Origin of the sequence: Pseudomonas rhodesiae (genome assembly GCF_013285305.1) — a bacterium.
Taxonomy (GTDB): Bacteria; Pseudomonadota; Gammaproteobacteria; order Pseudomonadales; family Pseudomonadaceae; genus Aquipseudomonas; species Aquipseudomonas rhodesiae.
In genome coordinates this window covers 3,442,675-3,468,959 of the sequence record NZ_CP054205.1, presented here as the reverse complement: position 1 = coordinate 3,468,959, position 26,285 = coordinate 3,442,675, and the positions used below count along the sequence as shown (strand labels likewise).

At 61.3% G+C, this 26,285-nt stretch carries 24 protein-coding genes and 1 pseudogene; 10 read left to right on the top strand and 15 right to left on the bottom strand.

Going from position 1 to position 26,285, the window contains the following annotated elements:
* Nucleotides 1–193: 193 nt before the first annotated feature.
* Nucleotides 194–1,762, top strand: coding sequence for a TerC family protein (locus HRH33_RS15575; protein ID WP_167417680.1), 1,569 nt, complete (start codon nucleotides 194–196; stop codon nucleotides 1,760–1,762).
* Nucleotides 1,763–1,814: 52 nt separating this feature from the next.
* Here the strand turns inward: HRH33_RS15575 and HRH33_RS15570 are convergent.
* Nucleotides 1,815–2,072, bottom strand: a pseudogene (locus HRH33_RS15570) (thioredoxin family protein); the annotation flags it as partial.
* Nucleotides 2,073–2,146: 74 nt separating this feature from the next.
* Entirely contained in the window at nucleotides 2,147–2,395 is a 249-nt protein-coding gene (locus HRH33_RS15565; RefSeq protein ID WP_094066721.1) for a hypothetical protein, read from the bottom strand.
* 304 nt (nucleotides 2,396–2,699) lie between these two features.
* On the opposite strand from HRH33_RS15565, the gene HRH33_RS15560 reads away from it, so the two are divergent.
* The 8 genes from HRH33_RS15560 (at nucleotide 2,700) to HRH33_RS15525 (ending at nucleotide 9,173) form a co-directional block, all read left to right on the top strand.
* Nucleotides 2,700–3,548 carry a transporter substrate-binding protein gene (locus HRH33_RS15560; protein WP_123479968.1) on the top strand — a complete coding sequence of 283 codons (849 nt, stop codon included), beginning with the start codon at nucleotides 2,700–2,702 and terminating at the stop codon, nucleotides 3,546–3,548.
* A 52-nt stretch (nucleotides 3,549–3,600) separates the two neighbouring features.
* The gene (locus HRH33_RS15555; protein WP_034098333.1) at nucleotides 3,601–4,263 is read left to right on the top strand and encodes an amino acid ABC transporter permease; all 663 of its coding nucleotides are present in this window, start codon (nucleotides 3,601–3,603) and stop codon (nucleotides 4,261–4,263) included.
* Nucleotides 4,264–4,275: 12 nt separating this feature from the next.
* Entirely contained in the window at nucleotides 4,276–4,938 is a 663-nt protein-coding gene (locus HRH33_RS15550) for an amino acid ABC transporter permease (protein ID WP_034098332.1), read from the top strand.
* Nucleotides 4,935–5,717, top strand: coding sequence for an amino acid ABC transporter ATP-binding protein (locus HRH33_RS15545; RefSeq protein WP_167417681.1), 783 nt, complete (start codon nucleotides 4,935–4,937; stop codon nucleotides 5,715–5,717). Before HRH33_RS15550 ends, HRH33_RS15545 begins: the two co-directional genes overlap by 4 nt.
* A 16-nt stretch (nucleotides 5,718–5,733) precedes the next feature.
* Nucleotides 5,734–6,123, top strand: coding sequence for a RidA family protein (locus HRH33_RS15540; RefSeq protein ID WP_034138403.1), 390 nt, complete (start codon nucleotides 5,734–5,736; stop codon nucleotides 6,121–6,123).
* A 74-nt stretch (nucleotides 6,124–6,197) separates the two neighbouring features.
* The gene (locus HRH33_RS15535) at nucleotides 6,198–6,962 is read left to right on the top strand and encodes an IclR family transcriptional regulator (protein ID WP_034098328.1); all 765 of its coding nucleotides are present in this window, start codon (nucleotides 6,198–6,200) and stop codon (nucleotides 6,960–6,962) included.
* Between the two features lie 9 nt (nucleotides 6,963–6,971).
* Nucleotides 6,972–8,180, top strand: coding sequence for an amino acid deaminase (locus HRH33_RS15530; RefSeq protein ID WP_167417682.1), 1,209 nt, complete (start codon nucleotides 6,972–6,974; stop codon nucleotides 8,178–8,180).
* A gap of 84 nt (nucleotides 8,181–8,264) precedes the next feature.
* The gene (locus HRH33_RS15525) at nucleotides 8,265–9,173 is read left to right on the top strand and encodes a sugar kinase (protein ID WP_167417683.1); all 909 of its coding nucleotides are present in this window, start codon (nucleotides 8,265–8,267) and stop codon (nucleotides 9,171–9,173) included.
* 104 nt (nucleotides 9,174–9,277) lie between these two features.
* Here the strand turns inward: HRH33_RS15525 and HRH33_RS15520 are convergent, their stop codons facing one another.
* The 12 genes from HRH33_RS15520 to HRH33_RS15465 all read right to left on the bottom strand — a co-directional run bounded on the left by HRH33_RS15520 (nucleotide 9,278) and on the right by HRH33_RS15465 (nucleotide 24,750).
* The gene (locus HRH33_RS15520; protein WP_034098324.1) at nucleotides 9,278–9,553 is read right to left on the bottom strand and encodes a peptidylprolyl isomerase; all 276 of its coding nucleotides are present in this window, start codon (nucleotides 9,551–9,553) and stop codon (nucleotides 9,278–9,280) included.
* 31 nt (nucleotides 9,554–9,584) lie between these two features.
* A complete protein-coding gene (locus HRH33_RS15515; protein WP_040268558.1) occupies nucleotides 9,585–12,134 on the bottom strand; it encodes a PAS domain-containing hybrid sensor histidine kinase/response regulator in 2,550 nt (849 codons plus the stop codon).
* A gap of 142 nt (nucleotides 12,135–12,276) precedes the next feature.
* Nucleotides 12,277–14,229 carry an acetoacetate--CoA ligase gene (locus tag HRH33_RS15510; protein WP_167417684.1) on the bottom strand — a complete coding sequence of 651 codons (1,953 nt, stop codon included), beginning with the start codon at nucleotides 14,227–14,229 and terminating at the stop codon, nucleotides 12,277–12,279.
* Between the two features lie 60 nt (nucleotides 14,230–14,289).
* Complete coding sequence (locus HRH33_RS15505; protein ID WP_167417685.1) at nucleotides 14,290–15,063, bottom strand: 3-hydroxybutyrate dehydrogenase; 774 nt, start codon at nucleotides 15,061–15,063, stop codon at nucleotides 14,290–14,292.
* A 7-nt stretch (nucleotides 15,064–15,070) separates the two neighbouring features.
* Nucleotides 15,071–16,462, bottom strand: coding sequence for a GntP family permease (locus HRH33_RS15500; protein WP_034113959.1), 1,392 nt, complete (start codon nucleotides 16,460–16,462; stop codon nucleotides 15,071–15,073).
* A 284-nt stretch (nucleotides 16,463–16,746) separates the two neighbouring features.
* The gene (locus tag HRH33_RS15495) at nucleotides 16,747–18,147 is read right to left on the bottom strand and encodes a sigma-54 interaction domain-containing protein (protein WP_034099823.1); all 1,401 of its coding nucleotides are present in this window, start codon (nucleotides 18,145–18,147) and stop codon (nucleotides 16,747–16,749) included.
* 43 nt (nucleotides 18,148–18,190) lie between these two features.
* Entirely contained in the window at nucleotides 18,191–19,762 is a 1,572-nt protein-coding gene (locus HRH33_RS15490) for an ABC transporter ATP-binding protein (RefSeq protein WP_167417686.1), read from the bottom strand.
* Between the two features lie 10 nt (nucleotides 19,763–19,772).
* Nucleotides 19,773–20,795 carry an ABC transporter permease gene (locus HRH33_RS15485; protein ID WP_167417687.1) on the bottom strand — a complete coding sequence of 341 codons (1,023 nt, stop codon included), beginning with the start codon at nucleotides 20,793–20,795 and terminating at the stop codon, nucleotides 19,773–19,775.
* A complete protein-coding gene (locus tag HRH33_RS15480; protein ID WP_167417688.1) occupies nucleotides 20,795–21,856 on the bottom strand; it encodes a microcin C ABC transporter permease YejB in 1,062 nt (353 codons plus the stop codon). Before HRH33_RS15480 ends, HRH33_RS15485 begins: the two co-directional genes overlap by 1 nt.
* Nucleotides 21,856–23,718 (bottom strand): extracellular solute-binding protein, encoded by a 1,863-nt coding sequence (locus tag HRH33_RS15475; RefSeq protein WP_167417689.1) that lies wholly within the window; start codon nucleotides 23,716–23,718, stop codon nucleotides 21,856–21,858. Before HRH33_RS15475 ends, HRH33_RS15480 begins: the two co-directional genes overlap by 1 nt.
* A gap of 129 nt (nucleotides 23,719–23,847) precedes the next feature.
* Entirely contained in the window at nucleotides 23,848–24,129 is a 282-nt protein-coding gene (locus HRH33_RS15470) for a peptidylprolyl isomerase (protein ID WP_010210937.1), read from the bottom strand.
* A 129-nt stretch (nucleotides 24,130–24,258) separates the two neighbouring features.
* Nucleotides 24,259–24,750: a DUF1543 domain-containing protein gene (locus tag HRH33_RS15465; RefSeq protein WP_094066675.1), complete on the bottom strand. Its 492-nt coding sequence runs from the start codon at nucleotides 24,748–24,750 to the stop codon at nucleotides 24,259–24,261.
* A gap of 106 nt (nucleotides 24,751–24,856) precedes the next feature.
* Here HRH33_RS15465 and HRH33_RS15460 point away from each other — a divergent pair, with 106 nt between their 5' ends.
* Entirely contained in the window at nucleotides 24,857–25,678 is an 822-nt protein-coding gene (locus tag HRH33_RS15460; protein ID WP_167417690.1) for an aldo/keto reductase, read from the top strand.
* A 49-nt stretch (nucleotides 25,679–25,727) separates the two neighbouring features.
* Here the strand turns inward: HRH33_RS15460 and HRH33_RS15455 are convergent, their stop codons facing one another.
* On the bottom strand, nucleotides 25,728–26,243 hold the full coding sequence (locus HRH33_RS15455) for an Hcp family type VI secretion system effector (RefSeq protein WP_017527976.1): 516 nt from the start codon (nucleotides 26,241–26,243) through the stop codon (nucleotides 25,728–25,730).
* Between the last annotated feature and the right edge of the window lie 42 nt (nucleotides 26,244–26,285).

Sequence of the window (26,285 nt, the reverse complement as noted above, 5' to 3'; positions counted from 1 at the left end):
GGATTTAAGTCCTTTTCTCATTGCAGGACTTGCATGAATACCCTCTCGGAGCCCCCCAGTCGTCTTTCCCCAAGACGTTTATTGCTGCCGTTCCCGCTGAAACATCCCGTTTTTCGATTGCTGATCTTGTGCCGGTCCTACGACCGCGCGTTGCCGTGTCCGGCATTCTGAATTCAACCAAGAGACTTTATAAATGGAATGGTTAGCGGATCCAACGGCCTGGCTCGGCTTGTTGACTTTGATTGTGCTGGAACTGGTACTGGGTATCGACAACCTGGTGTTTATTGCGATTTTGGCGGATAAGCTGCCGCCGGAGCAGCGTGATCGAGCGCGGTTGATCGGTTTGTCCCTGGCCTTGCTGATGCGCCTGGGCCTGCTGGCGAGTATTTCCTGGCTGGTGACGCTGACCCAGCCGCTGTTCGAGGTGTTCGACAAGAGCTTCTCGGGCCGTGACTTGATCATGCTGTTCGGCGGCGTGTTCCTGCTGTTCAAGGCCACCATGGAATTGCATGAACGCCTTGAGGGTCACGTGGCGCAACGTTCGGGTACCGCGGCATACGCACTGTTCTGGCCGATAGTGGCGCAGATCGTCGTGCTCGATGCGGTGTTCTCCCTGGACGCGGTGATTACCGCCGTGGGCATGGTGGACGAACTGGCGGTGATGATGATCGCGGTGATCATTTCCATCGGGTTGATGATTGTCGCGAGCAAGCCGTTGACTCGCTTCGTCAACGCTCACCCTACGGTGATCATGCTGTGTCTGGGCTTCCTGATGATGATCGGCTTTGCCCTGACCGCCGAAGGCCTGGGCTTCCATATTCCGAAGGGCTACCTGTATGCGGCCATCGGTTTCTCGATTTTGATCGAGGTGTTCAACCAGGTTGCCCGTGCCCGTCGCAAGAAGTCGGCCCAAGGCGTGCTGCCGGTGCGTGAGCGCACTGCCCATGCGGTCATGCGCCTGTTGGGCGGACGCAGCCTGGCGGTGGAAGAGGTGGGTGAAGAGGTGGTCGATCTGCTGGGCGAGCCCGATGCAGCGCAAGGCCCGCTGTTTGACCGCCGTGAGCGGGTGATGATCAGCGGCGTGCTGCAACTGGCCGAGCGACCGATCCGCAGCTTGATGACGCCGAGGGCGAAGGTCGACTTTATCGACCTGGCGGACGATCTCGATACGATTCGCCTGAAACTGATGCATTCGTCCTACTCGCGGCTGCCGTTAATCCGCAACGGTGCCGTTGATGAGCCCTTAGGCTTCGTACACAAAAAGGAATTGCTCAAGGAATACCTGGCCGGTAACGAGCCGAACCTGGAGCACTTGGCGCGCCGGGCGATCAACCTGTTGGACAGTTTTTCGATCCTCAACGCGCTGGAGCAAATGCGCCAGCAGTCGACCCATATCGCCTTTGTGATCAACGAATTCGGCGATTTTATGGGGGTGCTGAGCATGACCGACATTCTTGAGTCCATCGCTGGCGAACTGCCGGACGCCAGCGAAATTGAAGGGCCGGATATTGTCGAGGAAGGCGCAGGCTTTCGCGCCAATGGCGCGCTGAACCTCCACCAGGTTCGCCAGCGCATCGGCTTCAACGCGGTCGCTACCGAGGATTACCAAACCTTGGCGGGACTGGTGATGAGCCTGCTCGATCGTCTACCCGTGGTGGGCGACTGCCTGGAGCATGAAGGGTGGCGTTTGACGGTGGTGGCGGTAGAAGAGCGGCGGGTGACGCAAGTGGTTTTGCAACCTTGCGGCGTGAGTAGTGTTTAAAGGTCCTGCGCACGACGCTGAGTTGCTGGGGCTCGGGCCCGAAGCCCTTGAGTTTCTCCATCAAGGTACCGCGCATATAGATCAGCAACGTCGGGGTGCCTGTTACATCAGGGTGCCTTGGCGTCTTCGCGCAATCCACCACGAGGCTGCGCACGCGCGGGTACTGTCGGGCAATTCGGTCAAACAGCGGCCCGGCCTTAACGCAGGCTGGGCAATGCTCAGAGACAAATAGAATGAATACCGGACGCTTGGTGTTCAATATCCGTTGATATTCCTGGGCATTGGCAATAGTTGCGGTGGCGTACCCCATGGCGTGAACCTCTTGGACAGAGCTGGTTTTCGCCAACGCTAAGCCGGGCCCGCTCCCGCGTCTACTGTCAACCTTTACAGGTCAGCCTCCCGTTCCGCGCGTTCCCGCGCCTTGCGTGCCTGGTTGGCGCACTTCCTGTATTCCTCGTTATCGCGAGAGGCTTTGGCGCGACGATAATCGTGATGGTTCTGACTGGTGTAATTGGCATCGAAAGACTCCTTGAGTCTGGCCAACTCTTCCTTGCACGCGCGACGATCCTCGCTGCCCAACGCATTCCCGGCCACCAACGCAAAAACCACCAGACCTATAATCCTTACCTTCATTACCACTCCCTCATCCTAAGCAGCCCCACCCCCTTCACAGCCTAGCCCCCCAGGCCCATTTTTCCACGCCCAGCAACGCCCTCAATTGAGGCGTTCTCACCCAACCTGGGGCCCCGGGTAGCACTCCAGCTGCAAATGCTGGCTCATCGCCGCATAACGCTGCAGAGCTATGTTGCTGATCTGCATGGTATTTCCCTTCAGCGTATGTTTTCGCCTTCGCCTATGGCACACTTTCTGCTGTCTATTCCGTTGTTACATACTAAGTTCCGGTATAGCGGAATACACAACCTCTGGAGTGCTTGTCATGCATCACCGACCTTCCGTGTTCAAAGCGTGTGTTTTTCTCTTCGCCGCATCGGCTTCCGTCGCCAGCGTTGTGCAGGCAGCGGACAGCAAGCTCGATGATGTGCTCAAACGTGGGCATCTGATCGTGGGTACAGGCAGTACCAATGCGCCGTGGCACTTCCAGGGAGCGGATGGCAAGTTGCAAGGGTTCGATATTGATATCGGTCGCATCGTGGCCAAAGGTCTGTTCAATGATCCGAGCAAGGTCGAGTTCGTGGTGCAATCTTCCGACGCACGGATTCCCAACCTGCTGACCGACAAGGTCGACATGAGTTGCCAGTTCATCACCGTGACCGCCAGCCGCGCGCAACAGGTGGCGTTTACCTTGCCTTACTACCGTGAAGGTGTGGGCCTGCTGCTGCCGAACAACAGCAAGTACAAGGAAATCGACGACCTGCAGGCCGCTGGCGATGGCGTTACCGTCGCCGTGCTGCAGAACGTGTACGCCGAAGAGTTGGTGCACCAGGCGCTGCCCAAGGCCAAGGTCGATCAATACGACAGCGTTGACCTGATGTACCAGGCCGTGAACTCCGGGCGCGCCGATGCCGCCGCCACCGACCAATCTTCGGTCAAATACTTGATGGTGCAAAACCCCGGCCGCTACCGCAGCCCGGCCTACGCTTGGAGTCCGCAGACCTATGCCTGCGCGGTCAAACGCGGCGATCAGGACTGGCTGAACTTCGTCAATACGGCACTGCATGAAGCCATGACCGGTGTGGAATTCCCCACCTACAAAGCCTCCTTCAAGCAATGGTTCGGCGTGGACCTGCCGGAGCCGGCGATTGGCTTCCCTGTCGAGTTCAAGTGACGTTTGAAAACCGGGGCGCCGCCACCGGCGCCCCTCTCAGGTAGCGTTGACCATGAATTATCAGTTGAACTTTGCCGCCGTCTGGCGCGATTTCGACACCTTGCTGGCGGGGCTCGGGTTGGGTCTGCAACTGGCATTGCTGTCGATCGCCATCGGCTGCGTGATCGGCCTGCTGATGGCGTTTGCCATGCTGTCCAGGCACCGCGCCTTGCGCATCCTGGCGTCGGTATACGTGACGGTGGTGCGTAATACACCGATTCTGGTGTTGATCCTGTTGATCTACTTTGCCTTGCCCAGCCTGGGCATTCGTCTGGATAAAATCCCTTCGTTCATCATCACCTTGTCGCTTTACGCCGGGGCGTATCTGACCGAAGTGTTCCGTGCCGGGCTGTTGAATATTCCCAAGGGCTTGCGCGAAGCCGGCCTGGCCATCGGCCTGGGCGAGTGGCGCATCCGCGCCTATATCACCGTGCCCGTGATGCTGCGCAACGTGCTGCCGGCGCTGTCGAACAATTTTATCTCGCTGTTCAAGGACACCTCCCTGGCCGCCGCGATCGCCGTACCGGAACTGACCTATTACGCCCGCAAGATCAACGTCGAAAGCTACCGGGTGATTGAAACCTGGCTGGTCACGACCGCGCTCTACGTGGCCGCCTGTTACCTCATTGCCCTGTTGCTCCGTTACCTGGAACAACGTCTGGCGATCCGTCGTTAAGGAGGGTTCCCCATGTACGAATCTCCCAGCTGGCTGCACGAGTTGTGGATCGCCCGAGACACCCTGTGGGCGGGGTTTCAGGCCAGTGTTTATGTGTCGGCGCTGGCCATTCTTTTCGGCACGCTGATCGGTATCGTCGCCGGGTTGATACTGACCTATGGCAAGTTCTGGATGCGTGCACCGTTTCGCCTGTATGTCGACCTGATCCGTGGCACGCCGGTGTTCGTGCTGGTGCTGGCGTGCTTCTACATGCTGCCGGCGCTCGGCTGGCAGATCAGCGCATTCCAGGCCGGCGCGGTCGGGCTGACGTTGTTCTGTGGCTCCCATGTGTCGGAAATCGTACGCGGCGCACTGCAAGCCATTCCCCGTGGGCAACTGGAAGCGGGCAAGGCGATCGGTCTGACGTTCCGACAGTCCCTGGGCTACGTGCTGTTACCTCAGGCATTGCGTCAGATCCTACCGACCTGGGTCAATTCCTCCACGGAAATCGTCAAAGCCTCGACCTTGCTGTCGGTGATCGGCGTGGCCGAATTGCTACTGAGCACTCAGCAGGTGATCGCGCGCACCTTCATGACCCTGGAGTTCTACCTGTTCGCCGGGTTTTTGTTCTTTGTCATCAACTACGCCATCGAGTTATTCGGGCGCTACATTGAAAAGCGGGTGGCCTTGCCATGAACCAATCTCACACAACCGAACCGCTGCTGAATATTCGCGGCCTGCGCAAACAGTACGGCGAGGTAGAAGTGCTCAAGGGCGTCGACCTGTCGATGCAGCGCGGTAATGTGGTGACCTTGATCGGCTCCAGCGGTTCGGGCAAGACCACGCTGCTGCGGTGTGTCAATTTGCTGGAGGAGTTCCAGGGCGGCCAGATCACCCTGGACGGCGAGTCGATCGGCTACAGCGACGTCGGCGGCAAGCGCGTGCGTCACCCGGAGCGTGTGATTGCCCAGCACCGGGCGATGACCGGCATGGCGTTCCAGCAGTTCAACCTGTTCCCGCATTTGACCGCGTTGCAGAACGTTACCTTGGGCTTATTGAAAGTTAAGAAAATACCTAAGGACCAAGCCGTTGCTCTCGCGGAAAAATGGCTGGAGCGTGTAGGACTTTTAGAGCGGCGCAATCACTTCCCCGGCCAGTTGTCCGGCGGCCAGCAACAGCGTGTGGCGATTGCCCGTGCGATTGCGATGAACCCCAGCCTGATGCTGTTCGACGAAGTCACCTCAGCCCTCGACCCGGAACTGGTGGGCGAAGTGCTCAGTGTGATCAAGGGCCTGGCGGAAGAGGGCATGACCATGTTGCTGGTCACCCATGAAATGCGTTTTGCCTATGAAGTGTCCGACCAGATCGTGTTTATGAACCAGGGGCGTATTGAGGAGCAGGGTTCGTCGAAGGACATCTTCGAGCGTCCACAATCGCCGCGCCTGGCGGAATTTTTGAAGAACATTCGTTTTTAATCAGGAGCACATTGTTATGAGCATCACTCGTTACGGAGCCGGCAGCACTGCCGGCGGTGGCCAGCCTCGGCCTTTCGCGCGTGCCGTGGAGGCGGATGGATGGTTATACGTGTCAGGCCAGGTGCCGGCAGTGGATGGCGAAATCATCACCGGCGGCATTGTCGAGCAAACCCACCAGACCCTGCGCAACGTTGTGGCGATTCTGGAAGAGGCCGGCTATGAATTAAAAGACGTCGTACGGGTCGGCGTATGGCTGGAAGACCCGCGGGACTTCTGGAGTTTCAACAAAGTCTTCGGCGAATACTTCACCCCGGAACACGCCCCGGCGCGGGCCTGTGTGCAGGCCAACATGATGGTCGATTGCAAGGTCGAGATCGATTGCGTGGCCTACAAGAAAAAAGGCTAAATGCTTCGACTTCCATACAGAACCCATGTGGGAGGGAGTGGCTCCCCCCACATTCGACCGGACCGAAAACCATCATGACCGAAGACACCATCAAACGCCGCGCCAAAGGTCTGGACCGAGCGTTCGATATCCTCGATTTTCTCAAGGAAATCGGCCAACCGCTGCGCCCGAACGATATAGCCAGCGGCATCGGCAGCCCCAAGTCCACGGTCTATGAACTGGTCGCTTCGTTATTGGAACGGCGCATCCTGGAAACGGTGGGCAAGGACGGCCACGTCTACCTCGGCCGCCAACTGTACTTTCTCGGTCAGGCCCACCTGCGCCATTTCGACCTGACCCGCGAGGCCGACCATGCCTTGCAGGAAATCGTCAGCCAGACCCACGAAACCGCCCAGATGTGCCTGCTCAACGGGCGCAAATACACCGTGGCGCTGATGCGCGAAGGTGAGCGGCATTTCCGTATTTCCTCGGATATCGGCGAAAACGCGCCCATCCCCTGGACCGCCTCCGGGCGTCTGCTACTGGGGCACTTGAGCGATCAGCAGATTGTCGACCTGATCGACCCCGAAGATTTCATCCTGCCGGACGGCCAGCGCCTGCCGCTGGAGACTTTCCTGGCGCAGATTCGTCAAGCCAGCCTCGACGGTTTTTTCTCGTTCGACAGCGTGGCCGACACCTTCACCCATTGCTTCGCCGCCCCGGTGCGGGATGCCCAAGGGGTCAGCATCGCGACCCTGTGCATCGTCGCGCCCCGGGCCGACGCCCTCAACAACTACAGCGACTATCGCCGGGTGCTGATCGACAGCGCCAACAACCTGGCCCGTCGCATCAACGAATAGGAACCTCTTATGCCTGCCCTCAACGCCGTCGAAAAAGGCGCTGCCGCCATCGGCGCCCACTTGGTCCGCGACGTCAGCCTGCCGGCCCTGGTGCTGCACCGTGACGCCCTGGAACACAACATTCGCTGGATGCAGACGTTTGTCAGCAACAGCGGCGCCGAGCTGGCGCCCCATGGCAAGACCAGCATGATGCCGGCGCTGTTCAAACGGCAGATCGAACAGGGCGCGTGGGGCATTACCCTGGCCAGCGCGGTGCAGACCCGTGCTGCTTATGCCGGTGGCGTGCGCCGCGTATTGATGGCCAACCAGTTGGTGGGCGCGCCGAATATGGCGCTGATCGCTGACCTGTTGGCCGATCAGGATTTCGATTTTCATTGCATGGTCGATCACCCGGATAACGTCGCCGACCTCGGGTTGTTTTTCGCTGCCCGCGGCCTGCGCCTGAACGTGATGATCGAATACGGCGTGGTCGGCGGCCGTTGCGGGTGCCGTAGCGAGCAGGAAGTGCGCGACCTGGCCCGGGCGATCAAGGCCCAGCCGGCCCTGGCGCTGACGGGCATCGAAGGCTACGAAGGAGTGATCCACGGCGAACACGCCATCCGCGGCATTCGCGATTTCGCCGCGAGCCTGGTGCGCCTGGCGATGGAGCTGCAAGACAGCGGCGCGTTCGATCTGGCCAAGCCCATCGTCACCGCCTCGGGGTCGGCCTGGTACGACCTGATTGCCGAGTCGTTCGAAGCGCAGAACGCCGCCGGGCGTTTTCTCAGCGTATTGCGCCCCGGCAGCTACGTGGCCCACGACCACGGCATCTACAAAGACGCGCAATGCTGCGTGCTCGACCGACGCAGCGATCTCAACGAGGGCCTGCGCCCAGCCTTGGAAGTCTGGGCCCACGTGCAATCCCTGCCGGAGCCGGGGTTTGCGGTGATCGCCCTGGGCAAGCGTGACGTGGCCTACGATGCCGGCCTGCCGGTGCCGCTCAATCGCTACAAGGCCGGTGTGCTGCCGGCTGAAGGCGATGACGTGAGCGCCTGCGTCGTCACCGCCGTCATGGATCAGCACGCCTTTATGACCGTGGCGCCGGGCGTGGAGCTGCGCATCGGCGACATCATTTCCTTCGGCACCTCGCACCCGTGCCTGACCTTCGACAAATGGCACGTCGGCTGCCTGGTGGATGAGCAATTGCAAGTGATCGAATCCTTGCACACCTGCTTCTAACCCGCGCAGCCCCCACCATATGCGTTCCAATGTGGGAGGGGGCTTGCCCCCGATAGGGCCCTCAGCCACACCAGAGACTCAGGCATGAACACAACCCCACGCATCGCCCTGATCGGCGAATGCATGATCGAACTGCAACACCGCGCCGACGGCAGCCTGCACCAGAGCTTCGGCGGCGACACCCTCAACACCGCGGTGTACCTGCGCCGTGAGCTGGGCGCTGGTGGCGGCGTCGACTACGTTACCGCCCTGGGCGATGACAGCTTCAGCGATGCGATGTGCCAGCAATGGGCCGACGAAGGTCTCGGTCTGGGCCTGGTGCAACGCTTGCCGGGGCGTTTGCCGGGTTTGTATTGCATCCAGACCGACGCCCAAGGCGAGCGCAAATTTCTGTATTGGCGCAACGAAGCCGCCGTGCGCGACTGCTTTACCACGCCTGCCGCCGAGCCCGTTCTGGCGGCGCTGCCGGGCTACGACATGGTGTATTTCAGCGGTATCACCCTGGCTGTCCTGGGCGAAATCGGCCGCGCGCGCCTGCTGCAAGCCCTGATCGAAACCCGCCGCCGTGGTGGCCGGGTAGTGTTCGACAACAACTATCGCCCACGCCTGTGGCCCCGCGTGGAAGCGGCCCGCGCGGCGTACCACGCAGTGCTGGCCGAAGTGGACATCGCCTTGCTCACCGAAGACGACGAGCGCGCATTGTTTGGTTATGAGGACGCCGAGCAGGTGTTCGCGGCCTATCCAGCCATCGCCGAGGTGGTGCTCAAGCGTGGCGCAGATGCGTGCCTGATCCGCTGCAACGGCGAGCGGTTTTCTGTACCGGCGTTAAAGGTCGATAAGGTGGTGGATACCACGGCGGCGGGGGACTCGTTCAGCGCGGCGTATCTGGCCAGCCGGCTCCAGGGTGGTTCACCCGAGGCGGCGGCATTGGCTGGACATCGTCTGGCCAGTCGGGTGATTCAGGTGCCGGGGGCATTGATTCCCCTGGGGTGAATGGGCGCCTTCGGCGGATCGGGGGCAAGCCCCCACAGTCGATTGCATTGCTCCAGATATATGTGGGAGAGGGCTTGCCCCCGATAGGACCCTAAAGGCATCCCTCAATCGCGATAAAACACCTGCACCAAGTGATACCCGAACTTGCTCTTGATCGGCCCATGCACCACCCGCAGCGGTTTCTTGAAAATCACTGCGTCGATCGCCCCCACCATCTGCCCCGGCCGGATCTCGCCCAAATCGCCGCCACGTTTGCCCGACGGGCAGGTGGAGTACTTCTTGGCCAGCACATCAAAGGCTTCGCCCTTGGCAATGCGCTGCTTGAGTTGTTCGGCTTCTTCGCTGGTTTTCACCAGGATATGACGGGCTTGGGCTTTCATTGATCTCTACCAGGTGTGCGACGGCGCGCGATTATGCCTGAAGTCCTTCGTCGACGCCGATCATGCCGCGGATTTTGGTGGCCAGCAGGTCGATGGAAAACGGCTTGGCCACCATGTCCATGCCATCCTCCAGAAACCCTTGGCGCTCGGCAGCCGTTTCGGCGTAGCCGGTCATAAACAGCACCTTGAGGCCCGGACGGTGCTGGCGGGCGATTTCCGCCAGTTGCCGGCCGTTCATGCCCGGCAGGCCGACGTCGGTCACCAGCAGGTCCACACGCAGGTCCGATTCCAGCAACGGCAAGGCGGTCCGGGCGTCCGCCGCCTGGTGCGCGGTGTAGCCCAATTCGTCCAGCAGGTTCACCACCAGCATGCGCACCGCCAGGTCATCCTCGACCACCACCACCGCTTCGCCCGCCAAAGCCACCGGCGCTTCACCGAGGCTGGCCGGCAGGCTGCTTTCCAGGGACGTGCCGTGCAGGCGCGGCAGGTACAGGCGCACACAGGTGCCCTGGCCCGGCGCGCTCTGGATGGTCACATGGCCGCCGGACTGTTGGGCAAAGCCGTAGATCATCGACAGCCCCAGGCCGGTGCCCTGGCCGATGGGTTTGGTGGTGAAGAACGGGTCGAACGCCTTGGCGAGTATTTTCGGCGCCATGCCGGTGCCGTTGTCGCACACCCCGAGCATCACGTAATCGCCGGCCTTGACCGGTTCGAGGGTGGTGATGTCGGTGCCGTCCAGGTAGCTGTTGGCGGTTTCGATCAGTAGCTCGCCGCCATCGGGCATGGCATCACGGGCATTGATCACCAGGTTGAGCAGGGCGTTTTCCAACTGGCTGGCGTCGGTGTTGACCGGCCAGATGTCCTGGCCCAGCTTCACTTTGAGGGTGATGTGCGCACCCTTGGTACGGCGAAACAGGTCTTCCAGGGATGCCACCAATTGGTTCGGGTCCAGCGGGCGGCGGTCCAGCGACTGGCGGCGCGAGAACGCCAGCAGCCGGTGGGTGAGGGCGGCGGCGCGATGGGCGGAGGCCACGGCGGCGTCGGTAAAACGGCCGATTTCATCGCTGCGCCCGGCGGCGATATAGCGCTGCATCAGGTCCAGACTGCCGATAATGCCGGTGAGCATATTGTTGAAGTCGTGGGCGATGCCACCGGTGAGCTGGCCCACCGCTTCCATTTTTTGCGCATGGCGCAGGGCGTCTTCGGCACGTTCACGTTCGTACATTTCGTTTTGCAGGCGCTGGTTGGCCTCGGCCAGGGCCTGGGTGCGCTGGGCCACCCGTTCTTCGAGGTTTTCGTTGAGGTGGCGCAAGGCCTCCTCGGTGAGTTTGCGTTCGGTCTCGTCGATCACAAAGATGTAGAAACCATTGACCGAACCGTCGTTGCTGAAGCGTGGCAGGTACTTCATCAGTGCGTGCCGCGGCCGCCCATCGCGGTGCGGCGTAACGGTGAGGAAGCTACAGGCCTTGCCCTTGAGCGCGGCGGCGATTTTGTCCGCGCGCCCGGCGTACACCTCCTCGCCGAGCACTTCGCGGATGGTTTTTCCGTACAGTTCCTCGGGCGTCTTGCCGTACCACTCCAGATACGCGCTGTTGTTCAGGCGAAAGCGCTCGTCGTGGTCCACATAACCGATCAGCACTGGCATGGCGTTGATGATCAGCTGCAACTCGGTCTGGCTCTGGCGTAGGGCCTGTTCGGTGTGCTTGCGTTCGGTCAGGTCCAGCGCCGCGCCAAGGAAGCGCGCCGGGCGGCCCTGTTGATCCTTGTAGCAGCGGCCGCGGGCGAACACCCAGCGCACCTCGCCATCGGGCTGCAACAGGCGGTATTCCTCGGCGTATTCGGTACCGTTGGTGATGCAATACTTGATACTGCGCGTCACCGTGCCACGGTCTTCGGGGTGTACGCCTTGCAGGTAATCGCTGATGGGCAACAGGCCGGCGTCCGCCGGATCGACGCCGTGCAGGTAGGCGAAGTGGGCGTCGGCGATGAAATGGTCTTCGCCGATGTCCCAATCCCAGGTGCCCACCGCGTCGGTGGCGGCCAGGGCCAGTTGCAGGCGTTCCTCGCTGTTGTGTTGGGCCTTGAGGCTGGCCTCGGAGCGCTGTTGCAGCTCCAGGGCTTTGCTGCGCCGCTCGTTGGTTTCGATGGCGGTGACCAGGATGCCAGCGACCTCGCCGCTTTCGTCGCGGATGGGGCTGTAGGTGAGGTCCAGCCAGATCTCGGTATCGCGCTGGTTGCGCTGCAGCACAAAGCGCTGCTCGCTGAAGGTGCGCACCTGCCCCTCCAGCACGGCGTTGTAGATCGGTGCGGTGAAGCTCTCCAGTTCCGGCCAAGCCTGGTGTGCCGGCTGGCCCATGGCGCCGGGGTGCTTGTTGCCCGCCAGTCGGGCGAAGCCATCGTTATACAACTGAATAAGTTGGTGGCCCCACAACAGGAGCATCGGCATCGGAGAGTTGATCACGATGTCGACCGCTGTGCGCAGGCTTTGCGGCCAGTCATTGGCCTCACCGAGCGGGCTGTGTGCCCAGTCCAGCCGCGCGATCAATGCAGCGGCTTCGCTACCGGTGGATGTTCCATTCATGAAAAAGCCCTGAGCGTAACGCCTTGAAAGATGAAAACACCCATTATCCCGTGAGTCGGCCCTGGGTGACTACCCGGGAAAAATAGCACGCATTGGCGTTTTGTCTTGCAAATCAGCTGCTCACGGCTGAAACCTTTCATCTTCACGCCAGTTCGGGACGGTCGCGAAAAGCCTCCAGTGCTTGGGGGTTGGCCAGGGCATCGGTGTTCTTCACCGGTTCGCCGTGCACCACATTGCGTACCGCCAGTTCGACGATCTTGCCGCTGATGGTGCGCGGAATGTCATGGACGGCGAGGATCTTCGCCGGCACATGGCGTGGCGTGGTGTTGGCGCGGATCACCTGGCGGATCTGCTGTTGCAGCGCGTCATCCAGCTCGACGCCATCGTCCAGACGCACAAACAGCACCACCCGCACATCGTCCTGCCAGCGTTGGCCGATGGCCAGGCTCTCTAGCACCTGGGGCACCTTCTCCACTTGGCGATAGATCTCGGCGGTGCCGATGCGCACGCCGCCGGGGTTGAGCACCGCGTCCGAGCGCCCATGGATCAGCAGGCTGCCATTGGCGCGCTCCTCGGCGTAGTCGCCCTGGGCCCACACGCCGGGAAACTGAGCGAAATACGACGCGCGCAGCTTCTGCCCGTCGTGGTCGTTCCATAGGCCGATGGGCATGGCCGGGAAGTGACGGGTACACACCAGTTCCCCTTTTTCGCCGATCAACGGCTGGGCCTTCTCGTCCCACACCTCGATGGCCATCGCCAGGCTCTTGCATTGCATTTCGCCACGGCGCACCGGCAGCACCGGGTTGCCGATCACAAAACAGGAGACGATATCGGTGCCGCCGGACATCGACGACAGGCACAGCTCGGCCTTGATCTCGCGGTAGACGTAGTCGTAGCTCTGGGGCGACAACGGCGAGCCGGTGGAGATCAAGCCCTTGAGGCTGCTCAGGTCATGGCTCAGACGCGGTTGCAGCCCGGCCTTTTCCAGGGTGGCGAGGAACTTGGGGCTGGTGCCGAACACGCTGATACGTTCGGCATCGATCAGGTCGATCAAGCGCTCGGGCCCCGGATGAAACGGCGAGCCGTCATACAGCACCGCCGTGGCGCCCAGGGCCAGCACCGAGACTAGCCAGTTCCACATCATCCAGCCGCAGGTGGTGTAGTAGAACAGGCAATCGTCGCGGGACAGGTCGGCATGCAGGCCATGTTCCTTCAGATGGGTGAGCAACACACCGCCGGTGCCATGGATGATGCACTTGGGCACCCCGGTGGTGCCGCTGGAATACAGGATGTACAGCGGATGATCGAACGGCACTGCGACAAACGCCGGTTCGCCGCCGGGTTGGTAGGCGTCCTGCCACAGGGTGACGCGGGCCTGGGTGTGATAGTCCTCGACCCGTGCCTCGGGCCGTGCGTACGGCACCACGATCAACTGTTCCAGGGACGGCAAGCGATCGAGGATTTCATTGAGCTTGGCGCTTTGATCGATGATTTTGCCGGCATACCGATAACCGGCGCAGGTGATCAGCACCTTGGGTTCGATCTGGCCGAAGCGGTCGATCACGCCTTGGGTGCCGAAATCCGGCGAGGAGCACGACCAGATCGCGCCAAGGCTGGTAGTGGCGAGCATACCCACCAGGGTCTGCCAGGTGTTGGGCATGCACGCCGCGACCCGGTCACCCAGACCAACGCCCGCCGCTCGCAGGCTGTTTTGCAGGCCGGCGACATGAGCGGCGAGTTCGGCGTAGGTCAGTTGTTCGCGCTGGCCGTCTTCGCCGATGGCGATCACGGCCGGGTGATGGTCGCGGCGACGCAGCAAATGCTCGGCAAAGTTCAGGGTCGCGCCGGGGAACCACTGAGCGCTGGGCATAGCATCCCCTTCGATCAGTACGGCGCTGGGCGGGCTGCGAAACTGCACATCGAAGAACGCCACGATGGCCTGCCAGAACTCGGCGCGCTGGTCGATGCTCCACTGGTGCAGGGCCGGGTAGTCGCTAAGCTGCAGGGCGTGGCGATCATTGATAAAGCGCCGGAACTGGTCCATGCGCGTCGTACGGATGCGTTCCGGGGAGGGTTGCCAGAGGATCTCGGACATCAGCAGGGTCTCTTGTTCTTATGCACGTCTTGCAAACACCAGCGTTTCACTGTGTTTGATCTATTGGGCCAGCCAGCCACCATCGATATTCCACGCCGCGCCACGCACCTGGGCGCCGGCCTCGCTGCATAAGAACAGCACCAGCTCGCCCAGTTGCGACGGGGTCACGAATTCCAGCGACGGTTGTTTCTCCGCCAGCAGATCGTGCTGCGCCTGCTGCGGGTCCACGCCCTGGGCGATGCGATCGTCGATCTGTTTCTGCACCAGCGGCGTCAGCACCCAGCCGGGGCAGATCGCGTTGCAGGTCACGTTGCTGGTGGCGGTCTCCAGGCCCACCACTTTGGTCAGGCCGATCACGCCATGCTTGGCCGCCACATAAGCTGCCTTGCCCATCGAACCGACCTGGCCATGCACCGAGGCGATATTGACGATACGCCCCCAACCCTTGGCCTTCATGCCCGGCAGACCCAAGCGCGTGCTGTGGAACACCGACGACAGGTTGATCGCGATGATGGCGTCCCAGCGCTCGGCCGGGAAGTCTTCTACCGCCGCCACATGCTGGATGCCGGCGTTGTTCACCAGTATGTCCACACCGCCGAACTCACGCTCGGCATAGGCAAACATGTCGGCGATCTGCGCCGGGTCGCTGACGTCCGCCGGATGGTGGCCGACCTGGCCGCCATAGGCTTGCACTTGGGCGATTACCGCACTGGCGTCGCCGAAGCCGTTGAGGATCAGGTTGGCGCCGGCCTTGGCCAGGCTCAGTGCAATGCCCAGGCCGATGCCGCTGGTGGAACCGGTGACCAAGGCGGTCTTGCCGTTCAATGTCGTCATGTTCACCTCACACAATGCCAGTGGCATAGAAAGTACCGATCACCACGAACACCGCAAGGGTCTTGATCATCGTGATGCCGAAAATGTCCTTGTAGGCTTCGCGGTGGGTCAGGCCGGTGACCGCCAGCAGGGTGATCACCGCGCCGTTGTGGGGCAGGGTGTCCATGCCGCCGCTGGCCATGGCCGCGACCCGGTGCAGCACTTCAAGGGGGATATTGGCCGCGTGGGCCGCCGCGATAAAACTCTCGGACATCGCCGCCAGGGCGATGCTCATGCCGCCCGAGGCGGAACCGGTGATACCCGCCAGCAACGTCACAGTGATCGCCTCGTTGACCAACGGGTTGGGGATGCCCTTAAGCCAGTCCGCCAGTACCAGAAAGCCCGGCAACGAAGCGATGACCGCACCGAAGCCGTATTCCGACGCGGTGTTCATCGCCGCCAGCAATGCACCGCTGACCGCGCTTTTGCTGCCTTCGGCGAGTTTGCTCTTGATCGCCGAGAAGCCGAACACCAGCACCACGATAATCCCCACCAGCAACGCCGCCTGCACCGCCCAGATTGCCGTGAGCTTGGCGATTTCGGTGGTCACCGGCGCGCTCATGCCCGGCAGGCTAAGGCTGTGGGTCTTGCCGTACCACTGCGGGATCCAGTGGGTGAACAGCAGGTTCATCACCCCCACCAGGATCAGCGGCGACAGCGCGATCCACGGGTTGGGCAACGTCAGGTTCTCGGCGGTTTCCGGCTCGTTGCGCAGTTCGGTGCCGTAGCCTTCACCGGCGCGCTGGGCCTTGTTGCGCTGGCGCGCCAGGTAAAGCATGCCGGCGCAGAACACGAAAATCGTGCCGATCAGCCCCAGCCACGGCGCCGCCCAGGCGGTGGTGTTGAAAAAGGTGCTGGGGATGATGTTCTGGATCTGCGGCGTGCCGGGCAGGGCGTCCATGGTGAACGAAAACGCGCCGAGGGCGATGGTCGCCGGGATCAGGCGCTTGGGGATATTGCTCTGGCGGAACATCTCCGCCGCAAACGGGTACACCGCGAACACCACCACAAACAGCGAGACGCCGCCGTAGGTGAGCAAAGCGCAGACCAGCACGATCACCAGCATCGCCTGGCGCGTGCCGAGCAAACGGATCGCCGCGGCCACGATCGAACGGGAAAACCCCGACAGTTCGATCAGCTTGCCGAACACCGCACCGAGCAGGAACACCGGGAAATACAGTTTGATAAAGCCGACCATTTTTTCCATGAACACCCCTGTAAAGGCAGGGGCGACGGCGGAGGGGTCGGTCAGCAGCACCGCGCCTAGCGCGGCGATGGGGGCGAACAAGATAACGCTATAGCCACGGTAGGCAGCCAGCATCAGCAGCGCGAGGGCTGCCAGGGCAATGATCACACTCATGGTGTGTCTCCAGATAGGATTGTTATTTTTGTGGTGACGCGGTGGGAAAGGGCTATAGCGAGATGCGTGCCAATTACTTAACTTGTTGAAATATATGAATATTTTTCAATTGGATTCGGCTAATGTCTCAATCTGGAGACAGGTGCGGATCAAGTGTGGGAGGGGGCTTGCCCCCGATTGCGGTGTATCAGCCCGAAATAGAGTGCCTTAACCAATGCTATCGGGGGCAAGCCCCCTCCCACAGTGATTGTCTATTTATTAAGAATTAAGTCTCTTATTTGAGATCAGGTGATACCTAGCGCGACCATTTTCTTGTACAACGTCGACCGCCCCAGCCCCAACCGCTTAGCCGCCTCCACCACATTCCCATCACAAGCCTTGAGCGCCGCCACAATCACCTGCCGGTCAAACCGCTCCCGCGCCGCGTTGTAGCTTTCACCTTCCTCCGCCGCCACGGCAGTGCTACGTGCCACCGGGCTGAAGGTGCCAATGGCCGCACGGACTTCCTGGGCGTTCAATATCAAGTCATCACTTAACAGCGCCGCGCGCTCCAGTACGTTGCGCAACTCACGGATATTCCCCGGCCAGGCATGCTGGGCCAATAAGTCCAGGGCTTCGCGGTCCAGTTCGTGATGGCTGCGCAGTTCTTCGAGGATCGCCTCGCTAAGCGCCGGAATATCTTCCAAGCGTTCGCGCAGGGGCGGGACCTGGATCGGCAGCACATTCAGGCGGTAATACAGGTCCGCGCGAAACTCGCCACGTTTGATCGCCGCCTCAAGGTCCATCGACGTGGCCGCAATCACCCGTACGTCGCTGTGTAGCATCTCGTTGGAGCCGACCGGTTCGAACTCCTTTTCCTGCAACACCCGTAGCAGTTTGCTTTGCAGCGGCAGGGGCATGTCGCCGATTTCGTCGAGAAACAGCGTGCCGCCCTGGGCGATCTGGAACTTGCCGGGGCGGCCCTTGCGGTCGGCGCCGGTAAACGCGCCGGGCGCGGTGCCGAAGAACTCGGCTTCGAGCAAATCGTGGGGGATCGCCGCGCTGTTGATGCTCACAAATGCCTTGTGTGCCCGTGACGACGCGCCATGAATGGCCTGGGCCAGCAACTCCTTGCCGGTGCCGGTTTCCCCCAGTAGCAACACTGGCGACTCAGTCTTGGCGCTGCGCCGCGCCCGGCGTTTGACTTCCAGGCTCGCGGCGCTGGTACCGATAAAGTGCGCGAAGGTGTACTTGCTCTGGCGTGAGCGCAGCAACGAGCGGGTGGAGGCCAGTTCCTGCTGCATGCTCATGTAGCGCTCGATCAATGGCGACAGGTTGCGCAGCTCATCGAACAGCGCGAAGCCGATGGCACCGATCACCGCCCCGGCATCGTTGTGAATCGGCAGGCGCATCACCACCAGCGGGCCTTTGGGAGTGTCCTGGATATCCAGCAGGATCGGCCGGTCGGTGCGCACCACCTGGCGCAGCAGGCTGTTGGAAATCACCCGCTCGCAGGGTTGGCCGATGGCCTCATCCGCGCTGTTCAGGCCGAAGCGCTTGGCGTAGCGCTCGTTCATCCACACGATATTGGCGTCGCGGTCGACGATCACCGTGCCTTCGCTGGACTGCTCGATGATTTCGAACAGCGACTGGATGGCCAGGCCGCGTACCTGTTGGTAATCGGTGAGGTTATCGGTGAGGTTCATGCCCATGCCGTCAGCAAAAGGGTGAGTGAAGTTCCATAACGTCCTACAGCGGAATATGCGCCGCTGCCATCAGTTCCTTGGTGTAGGGGTGTTGCGGCGACTCGAATACATCGTGGCTGGCGCCGCGCTCCACCACTTTGCCCTCCTTGATCACGATCATGTCGTGGGCCATGGCCCGCACCACGGCCAGGTCATGGCTGATAAACAGGTACGTCAGGCCGTATTTTTCCTGCAGTTCACGCAGCAGCGCCACCACTTGCTTTTGTACGGTGCGGTCAAGGGCGGAGGTGGGTTCGTCCAGCAGCATCAGCGCCGGCTTGAGCACCAGCGCGCGGGCGATGGCGATGCGCTGGCGCTGGCCGCCGGAAAACTCGTGGGGGTAACGATGCCGACTGGCGGGGTCCAGGCCCACGTCCTTGAGCACCTGGATCACCTGCGCTTCGCGCTCGGCCAGGCTGCACGGAGCGTGCACCTCCAGGCCTTCGCTGATGATCTGCTGCACCGACATGCGCGGGCTGAGGCTGCCATAAGGGTCCTGGAACACCACCTGCATCTGCTTGCGCCATGGTCGCATCTGGTGATGGTTGAGGGTATCGAGCGCCTGGCCCTGGAAGCGGATGCTGCCGTGGGAGTCCAGCAGGCGCAGGATCGCCTGGCCGAGGGTGGATTTACCCGAGCCGGATTCACCGACGATGCCCAGGGTCTTGCCACGTTGCACGCTGAGACTGATACCGTCCACGGCGCGCAGGTAGGTCTTGCGTTGAAATAGCCCACCACCGAGACGGAACTGCACGCTCAGGTCCTCCACTTGCAACACCGTCTCGCGTTCCTCGCTGCACAGTGCATCGCCCGCCGGTTCGGCATCCAGCAGCAGGCGGCTGTAAGGATGCTGCGGCGCGCTGAACAGAGCCTGGCATTCGGCCTGCTCGACGATCTCGCCGGCGTGCATCACGCACACCCGCTGGGCGATGCTGCGTACCAGGTTGAGGTCATGGCTGATCAGCAGCAGCGACATGCCCAAGCGTTGTTGCAAGGATTTGAGCAGTAGCAGGATCTTGCGCTGCACGGTCACATCCAGCGCGGTGGTCGGCTCATCGGCGATCAGCAGTTCCGGCTCGCACGCCAAGGCCATGGCGATCATCACCCGTTGGCGTTGGCCGCCGGACAATTGGTGGGGATAGGCCTTGAGGCGTTCCCTCGGTTTCTGGATGCCGACCATGTCGAGCAGTTCCAAGATACGCGCCTGCGCCGCTTTGCCGCCCAGGCCTTTGTGCAGCAACAGGGTTTCACCGATCTGCTTTTCGATGCTGTGCAGCGGGTTGAGGGAGGTCATCGGCTCCTGGAAGATCATGGCGATACGGTTGCCGCGCAGTTTCTGCAAGGTCGCCGCCGGGGCGCCCACCAGCTCCTTGCCGCGATATTTCACCGAGCCGGTGGTGGCAGTGCCGGCTTCGGGCAACAGTTGCAGGATCGAATGGGCGGTCACCGATTTACCCGAGCCCGACTCACCCACCAGTGCCAGGCATTCGCCGGGGCGCACATCCAGGCTCAAGTTGTGTACCACGGTCTGGCCGTTGAAGGCGACGCACAGGTCGCGGATCTCGATCAGGTTCATTTGCAATCACTCATGAGCGTGGGTCGAAGGCGTCACGCAACGCCTCGCCGATAAAGACCAGCAGCGACAGGATCAGCGCCAAGGTGAAAAACGCGGTCAGGCCCAGCCACGGCGCCTGCAGGTTCTGTTTGCCCTGGGCGATCAATTCACCGAGGGACGCACTGCCCGCCGGCATGCCGAAACCGAGGAAGTCCAGGGCGCTCAAGGTGGAAATTGCCCCGGTCAAAATGAACGGCAGGTAGCTCAAGGTCGCAGTCATGGCGTTGGGCAGGATGTGCCGGCCAATGATCTTGCCGTCCCCCAGGCCCAGGGCCCTTGCGGCCTTGACGTATTCCAGGTTGCGCCCGCGCAGGAACTCGGCGCGCACCACGTCCACCAGCGCCAGCCAGGAAAACAGCGCCATGATCCCCAGCAGCCACCAGAAATTCGGCTCCACGAACCCCGACAGAATGATCAGCAGGTACAACACCGGCAAACCGGACCACACTTCAAGCACGCGCTGTCCGATCAAGTCCACCCAGCCGCCGTAGTAACCCTGCAACGCGCCAGCCGCGATGCCGATGGCCGCGCTGATCGCGGTGAGCGCCAGGGCAAACAGAATCGACACCCGCGCGCCGAAGATCACCCGTGCCAGCACATCCCGCGACTGATCGTCGGTGCCCAGCCAGTTCACCGCCGAGGGCGGGCTGGGGGCAGGGCGGGTCAGTTCGTAGTTGGGGGTATCGTCGCTGAACGGGATCGGCGGGAACAACATCCAACCGCCGTCCTGCTGGATCAGCTTTTGTACGTAATCGCTGCGGTAGTCGGCCTGGAACGGCAACTGCCCGCCGAACTGTTGCTCGGTGTAGCGCTTGAACACCGGGAAATACAGCTCGTTCTTGTAGCTCAGCACCCAGGGTTTGTCGTTGGCGATCAACTCGCCGCCCAGGGTCAGGGTAAACAGGCCGATAAACAGCCACAGCGACCACCAGCCGCGACGGTTTTTCTTGAACCGCTCGAAACGTCGGCGGGCCACCGGAGACAGATTGAGCATCAGGCGTTCCTCGCGGCGAAGTCGATACGCGGGTCCACCAGGGTGTAGCAGAGGTCGCCGATCAGTTTTATCAGCAGCCCGAACAAGGTGAAGATAAACAGCGAGCCGAACACCACCGGGTAGTCCCGAGAGACGGCGGCTTCGTAGCTCATGCGCCCCAGGCCGTCGAGGGAGAAGATCACTTCGATCAGCAGCGAACCGGCAAAGAACACACTGATGAACGCCTGGGGAATCCCCGAGATCACCAGCAACATGGCGTTGCGGAATACATGACCGTACAGCACGCGGCGCTCGCTCAAGCCCTTGGCGCGCGCGGTGACCACGTACTGACGCGTGATTTCATTCAGGAATGAGTTTTTGGTCAGGATGGTCAAGGTGGCGAACCCGCCGATCACCAGGGAGGTCACCGGCAGTACCAGGTGCCAGAAATAATCGGCCACCTTGCCCACGGTGCTCAGCTCTTCGAAATTCTCCGACACCAGGCCGCGCACCGGAAACCAGTTCAGGGAAGTGCCGCCGGCGAACACCACGATCAGGAACATCGCGAACAGGAACGCCGGCATGGCATAGCCGATCACAATGGCGGTGCTGCTCCAGACATCAAAGCTGCTGCCATGGCGCACGGCCTTACGAATGCCCAGGGGGATCGACACCAGGTAAGTGATCAGGGTGGCCCAGAGCCCGAGGGAAATGGTCACGGGCATTTTTTCGAGGATCAGGTCGATCACGGTTTTGCCACGGAAGAAGCTGTTACCGAAGTCCAGCTGGGCATAGCTTTTGAGCATCAGCCACAGACGCTCCGGCGCGGGCTTATCGAAGCCGTATTGCTTTTCGATGTCTTGGATCAGCTTCGGGTCCAGACCCCGACTGGCGCGGGAGCCGCTGCCCATGCCTTCGGCGGACGAGCCGCCGACGCCACCGCCGCCAATTCCTTGCAGATGGGCGATGGCTTGTTCGACCGGGCCGCCGGGGGCAGCCTGCACAATCACGAAATTCACCAGCAGGATGATCACCAGGGTGGGGATGATCAGCAGCAGGCGCCGCACGATATAGGCAAACATCAGCGGGCCTCCCCGCGTTTTTCCAGTTCGGCTTTCATTTGTTCATTCGTCAGCGGTGTCGGGCTGATTTCCCACCAGGTTTCCAGGGCCTCGTCGTTCTTGGCCTCGATAGCAGGGCGGCCAAAGCGGTTCCACCACGCCGCCGACGTACCCGGCGGGTAATAATTAGGGATCCACAGGTAGTTCCATTGCAGCACCCGGTCCAGGGCATGGGCGTAGGTCAGCATCTCGGCCTGGGTGTTGGCCTTGACCAGGCCCTTGATCAGGCTGTCCACGGCCGGGTCCTTGAGCACCATGTAGTTGTTGGCGCCCGGATCGAACGCGGCGGCGGAACCGAAGTAGTTGTACAGCTCCATCCCCGGCGAAGTGGTGACCGGGAACCCGGTGACGATCATGTCGTAATCCCGGCTCATCAGGCGGTTTACATATTGGGAGGAATCGATGCGGCGGATATTGAGGGTGATGCCGATCTGCGCCAGGTTGCGTTTGTAGGGCAACAGCAGGCGTTCCAGGCCGGCCTGGGCGTTAAGAAAGGTGAACTCCAGCGGCTCGCCCTGGGCGTTCACCAATTTGTCGCCGTCGGGTTTCCAGCCGGCTTGCTCAAGCAGGGCCAGGGCCTGCAATTGTTTGTCGCGGATCATGCCGCTGCCATCGGTGACCGGCGCCTTGAACACTTGGGTGAATACCTCAGCGGGTATTTGCCCGCGCAGCGGTTCCAGAATGGCCAGCTCTTCCTGACTTGGCAGTTGGGTGGCGGCCAGCGGGCTGTTAGAGAAAAAGCTCTGCTGGCGGATGTACATGTTGCGCATCATCTGCCGGTTGGCCCACTCGAAGTCCCACAGCATCGCCAGGGCCTGGCGCACGCGGCGATCCTGAAACATCGGCTTTTGCACATTGAACACATAGCCTTGCGCCGGTTGCGGCATTTCCTTGGCCAAATGCGCGCGTTGCAGGCGGCCATCGTCGAGGGCAGGGCCGTTGTAGCCGATGGAATAGCCGGTGGCGGAAAACTCGCGGTTGAAGTCATAGGCCCCGCCGCGCAATACCTGGCGCGCCACTTCGGTGTCGCCGAAGTATTCCAGGCTCAGGTGATCGAAGTTGTAGAGGCCACGGCTGACGGGCAGGTCCTTGCCCCACCAGTCGGGGTCGCGGGTAAAGGTGATGGTGCTGCCTGAGTCGATCTTGCTGACTTTGTACGGGCCGCTGCCCAGTGGCGCCTCGTAGCCGCCGCCGTTGGCAAAGTCGCGGGTCTTCCACCAGTGCTCCGGAAATACCGGCAGGGTGGCGATATCCAGGGGCAGGGTACGGTTCTCATTGCTGGAGAAGTCAAAGCGTACCTGGCGTTCGCCTTCCACTTCGACGTGCTTGACGTCGGCGAACAGCGTACGAAAGCGCAGGCTGCCTTGGGTCATCAACAGATCGAAACTGTAGCGTACGTCTTCGGCGGTGATCGGTTTACCGTCGGCGAAGCGGGCCTTGGGGTTCAGGTAAAAGCGCAGCGACAGGCCATCCTCGGCGCGCTCCATCTTCTCGGCTACCAGCCCGTACACCGTGTAGGGTTCGTCCAGTGAGCGTTGGGCCAGCGGCGCGTAGAGCCAGCCGTCGACCTGGGACACGCCGATGCCTTTATCGATATACGGCAACACATGATCGAAGCGCCCGATCTCAATGGCCGAACGCCGCAGGCTGCCGCCCTTGGGGGCTTTGGGGTTGGCATAGTCGAAATGGGTGAAACCGGCCGGGTACTTGGCCGGTTCGCCGTACACCGTGAGGTACGTTTGTGGCGCCGCGATCACGGCGGTACTCGCCAGTACAAAGGCCAGGGCAGTACTGATAAGAGGTGTGAAAAAAGCCAATCGCATTGTCAGCCTTGAACGCCGGATAAAAAGAATAGGGATTTGTACGCTAACGGCGGCAGCGTCGCCAGTGATCAGATGCACAACGGCCCACCGAATGGCGGGCCGTTGTTTCACGCATCAGCGCAGGACAAATCAGTCCTGACGGCTGGTAACTTCCAGCAGGTGGTAGCCGAACTGAGTCTTGACCGGGCCTTGCACGGTGTTGACTGGAGCGCTGAATACCACGGTGTCGAATTCTTTAACCATCTGGCCTGGACCGAACGAACCCAGGTTGCCGCCATCGCGGCTGGAAGGGCAGCTGGAGTTGGCTTTGGCGATTTCTGCGAAGTCAGCGCCGCCTTCGATTTGGGCCTTGAGTTCGTTGCACTTGTCTTCGGTGGACACGAGAATGTGGCGGGCGGTGGCTTTGGCCATGAGAGTAACTCCTTGAATGAAAAGGGTGAGCGTACCGGATTCAGGCGGTTATTTCCCGGCAAAGTTCCCAGGGATTGCCTGAGCGGTACGGCGGCGGGCCATGCCTTTCGCAGGCAGGCTGATGTTTCACTATAGAACGATGTAATCGTTGCGCTTGACGATCGGAAGGTGCTCACCCTGGACCAGATGCACGTAGCGGCCATCCACCAGGTCGATGGGCAGGCAGTCATCTACGTCCAGCACAGCGTCGGTATGCGCCTGGGACCAGTGCCGGCGCATCTGTTGCTTGCCTTGGCTTTTAGCTTCCTGTTTGTTGCGGGCAACCACCAGCAGATAATGGTGGGCCTCGCCGAAACTCTCGGCTTCGTAACCGCCGAGGTTGATGAAATACAGGCGATGGGCGTCAGCGTGGGGGGCCAGGTGGCTGAGTTCGACTTTCCAACCGTCGACGCCATCGACCGCCATCCACGAATCGATATGCACGCCCTTGGCGCTGCCGAACCACGCCTCGCGCAGTTGCGGGTAAGTGCCTTGCAGCGTATCGGCCGCGGCGAATACCACATCATGAACTTCGATCCTGGCGCGAGGGTGTTTGCCCCCGAGCATCACGACAAACAGCATTGCAGATCCTTCCTGGCGATTGGGCAGGGCCCAACCATACTTCGATTGAACCCTTTTGTCCGGTCAATGCCACACGGTTAACCCAAGAACTCATCAGGAGGTTGTCATGCGCAGTATCGATCTGGCGGGCGTTCCCGTTCCCGTCATCGGCCAGGGCACCTGGCGCATGGGCGAAGACCCGAACCATCGCCGCGCTGAAATCGCGGCATTGCAATTGGGGATCGACGAGGGCATGACCCTGATCGATACCGCCGAAATGTATGGTGAGGGCGGCGCCGAAATGGTGGTCGGCGAGGCCATTCGCGGCCGGCGCGATCAAGTGTTTCTGGTGAGCAAGGTCTATCCGCATAATGCCAGCCAAAAGGGCATGCCCCGTGCCTGTGAAGCCAGTCTCCAACGGTTGGGCACTGACTATATCGATCTGTATTTGTTGCACTGGCGTGGCCAGCACCCCCTTGAAGAAACCGTAGAAGCCTTCGAACGCCTGCGCGAGGCCGGTAAGATTGGCCGCTGGGGTGTGTCCAACTTCGATGTGGCGGACCTGCAGGAACTGGCAGCCCCGGCGTGTGCCACGAATCAGGTGCTCTATAACATCGAGGAACGGGGCATCGAATTCGATTTGCTGCCTTGGTGGCAACAACATCATCTGCCGCTCATGGCCTACTGCCCCATCGCCCAGGGCGGAGCACTGCTGTCGAGTCCGACGCTCAAGCAGATCGCCCTGCGTCACGAGGTAGCTCCCGCCCAGGTTGCGTTGGCCTGGGTACTGCGCCAGGACGGCGTGATCGCCATTCCCAAGGCGGTGACGCCCGAGCATGTGCGGCTCAATGCCGCCGCTGCCGCGCTGGTGCTCGATGAGCACGACCTCGATGCCATCGACCGTGTATTCGGCGCGCCCAAACGCAAGCATCCCTTGGCGATGGTCTAGCTGACGACAGAAACGGCGCCGTCCATGGCCGCCGTTTCTGCGGTTCGGTTTAACCCGCTACCGGGCTGCGCCAGTCATCCGACCCCGACGTACCTGACACCTCATGGGTCCACACGATCTTGCGATAGGTGAAATACACGTCTTCCAGATGGGTGAAATGCGCATTGTCCGGGTCCTGGCAGTTGGGCATGCGTGATTGGATATCCACCAGGGTCGCGCCCTCCAGTTCAATGGTGAAGTAGTGTTCTTGGGTACCAGCCGAAGAGGTACGGAACCATTCCAGTCGACACTTGACCTCTTCGCCGCTGGTCAACGCGCTGAACAGCAGCGGCGATGATTTATCGAAGACCTTGCTGATCATCAGCGGTTTATGCACCCGCTGACCGGTCGGTTGACCGGATTGCGGGTCCCTGGGAATGATGACCTGATGGGAGAAGGCTTGTACCAGGATCTGGTCTTCGTGGCCTTCCTGATAAATATTGCCTACCGAGTCCTGAGTGAACGTGCCTGCCGTAATCAAACCTTGTTTGACACCGGTGATTGAAAGATACGCGGGTGTTGGCATGACGGGTTTCCTTGCCTGGTTATTGAGGTAGTTCCAACCCGC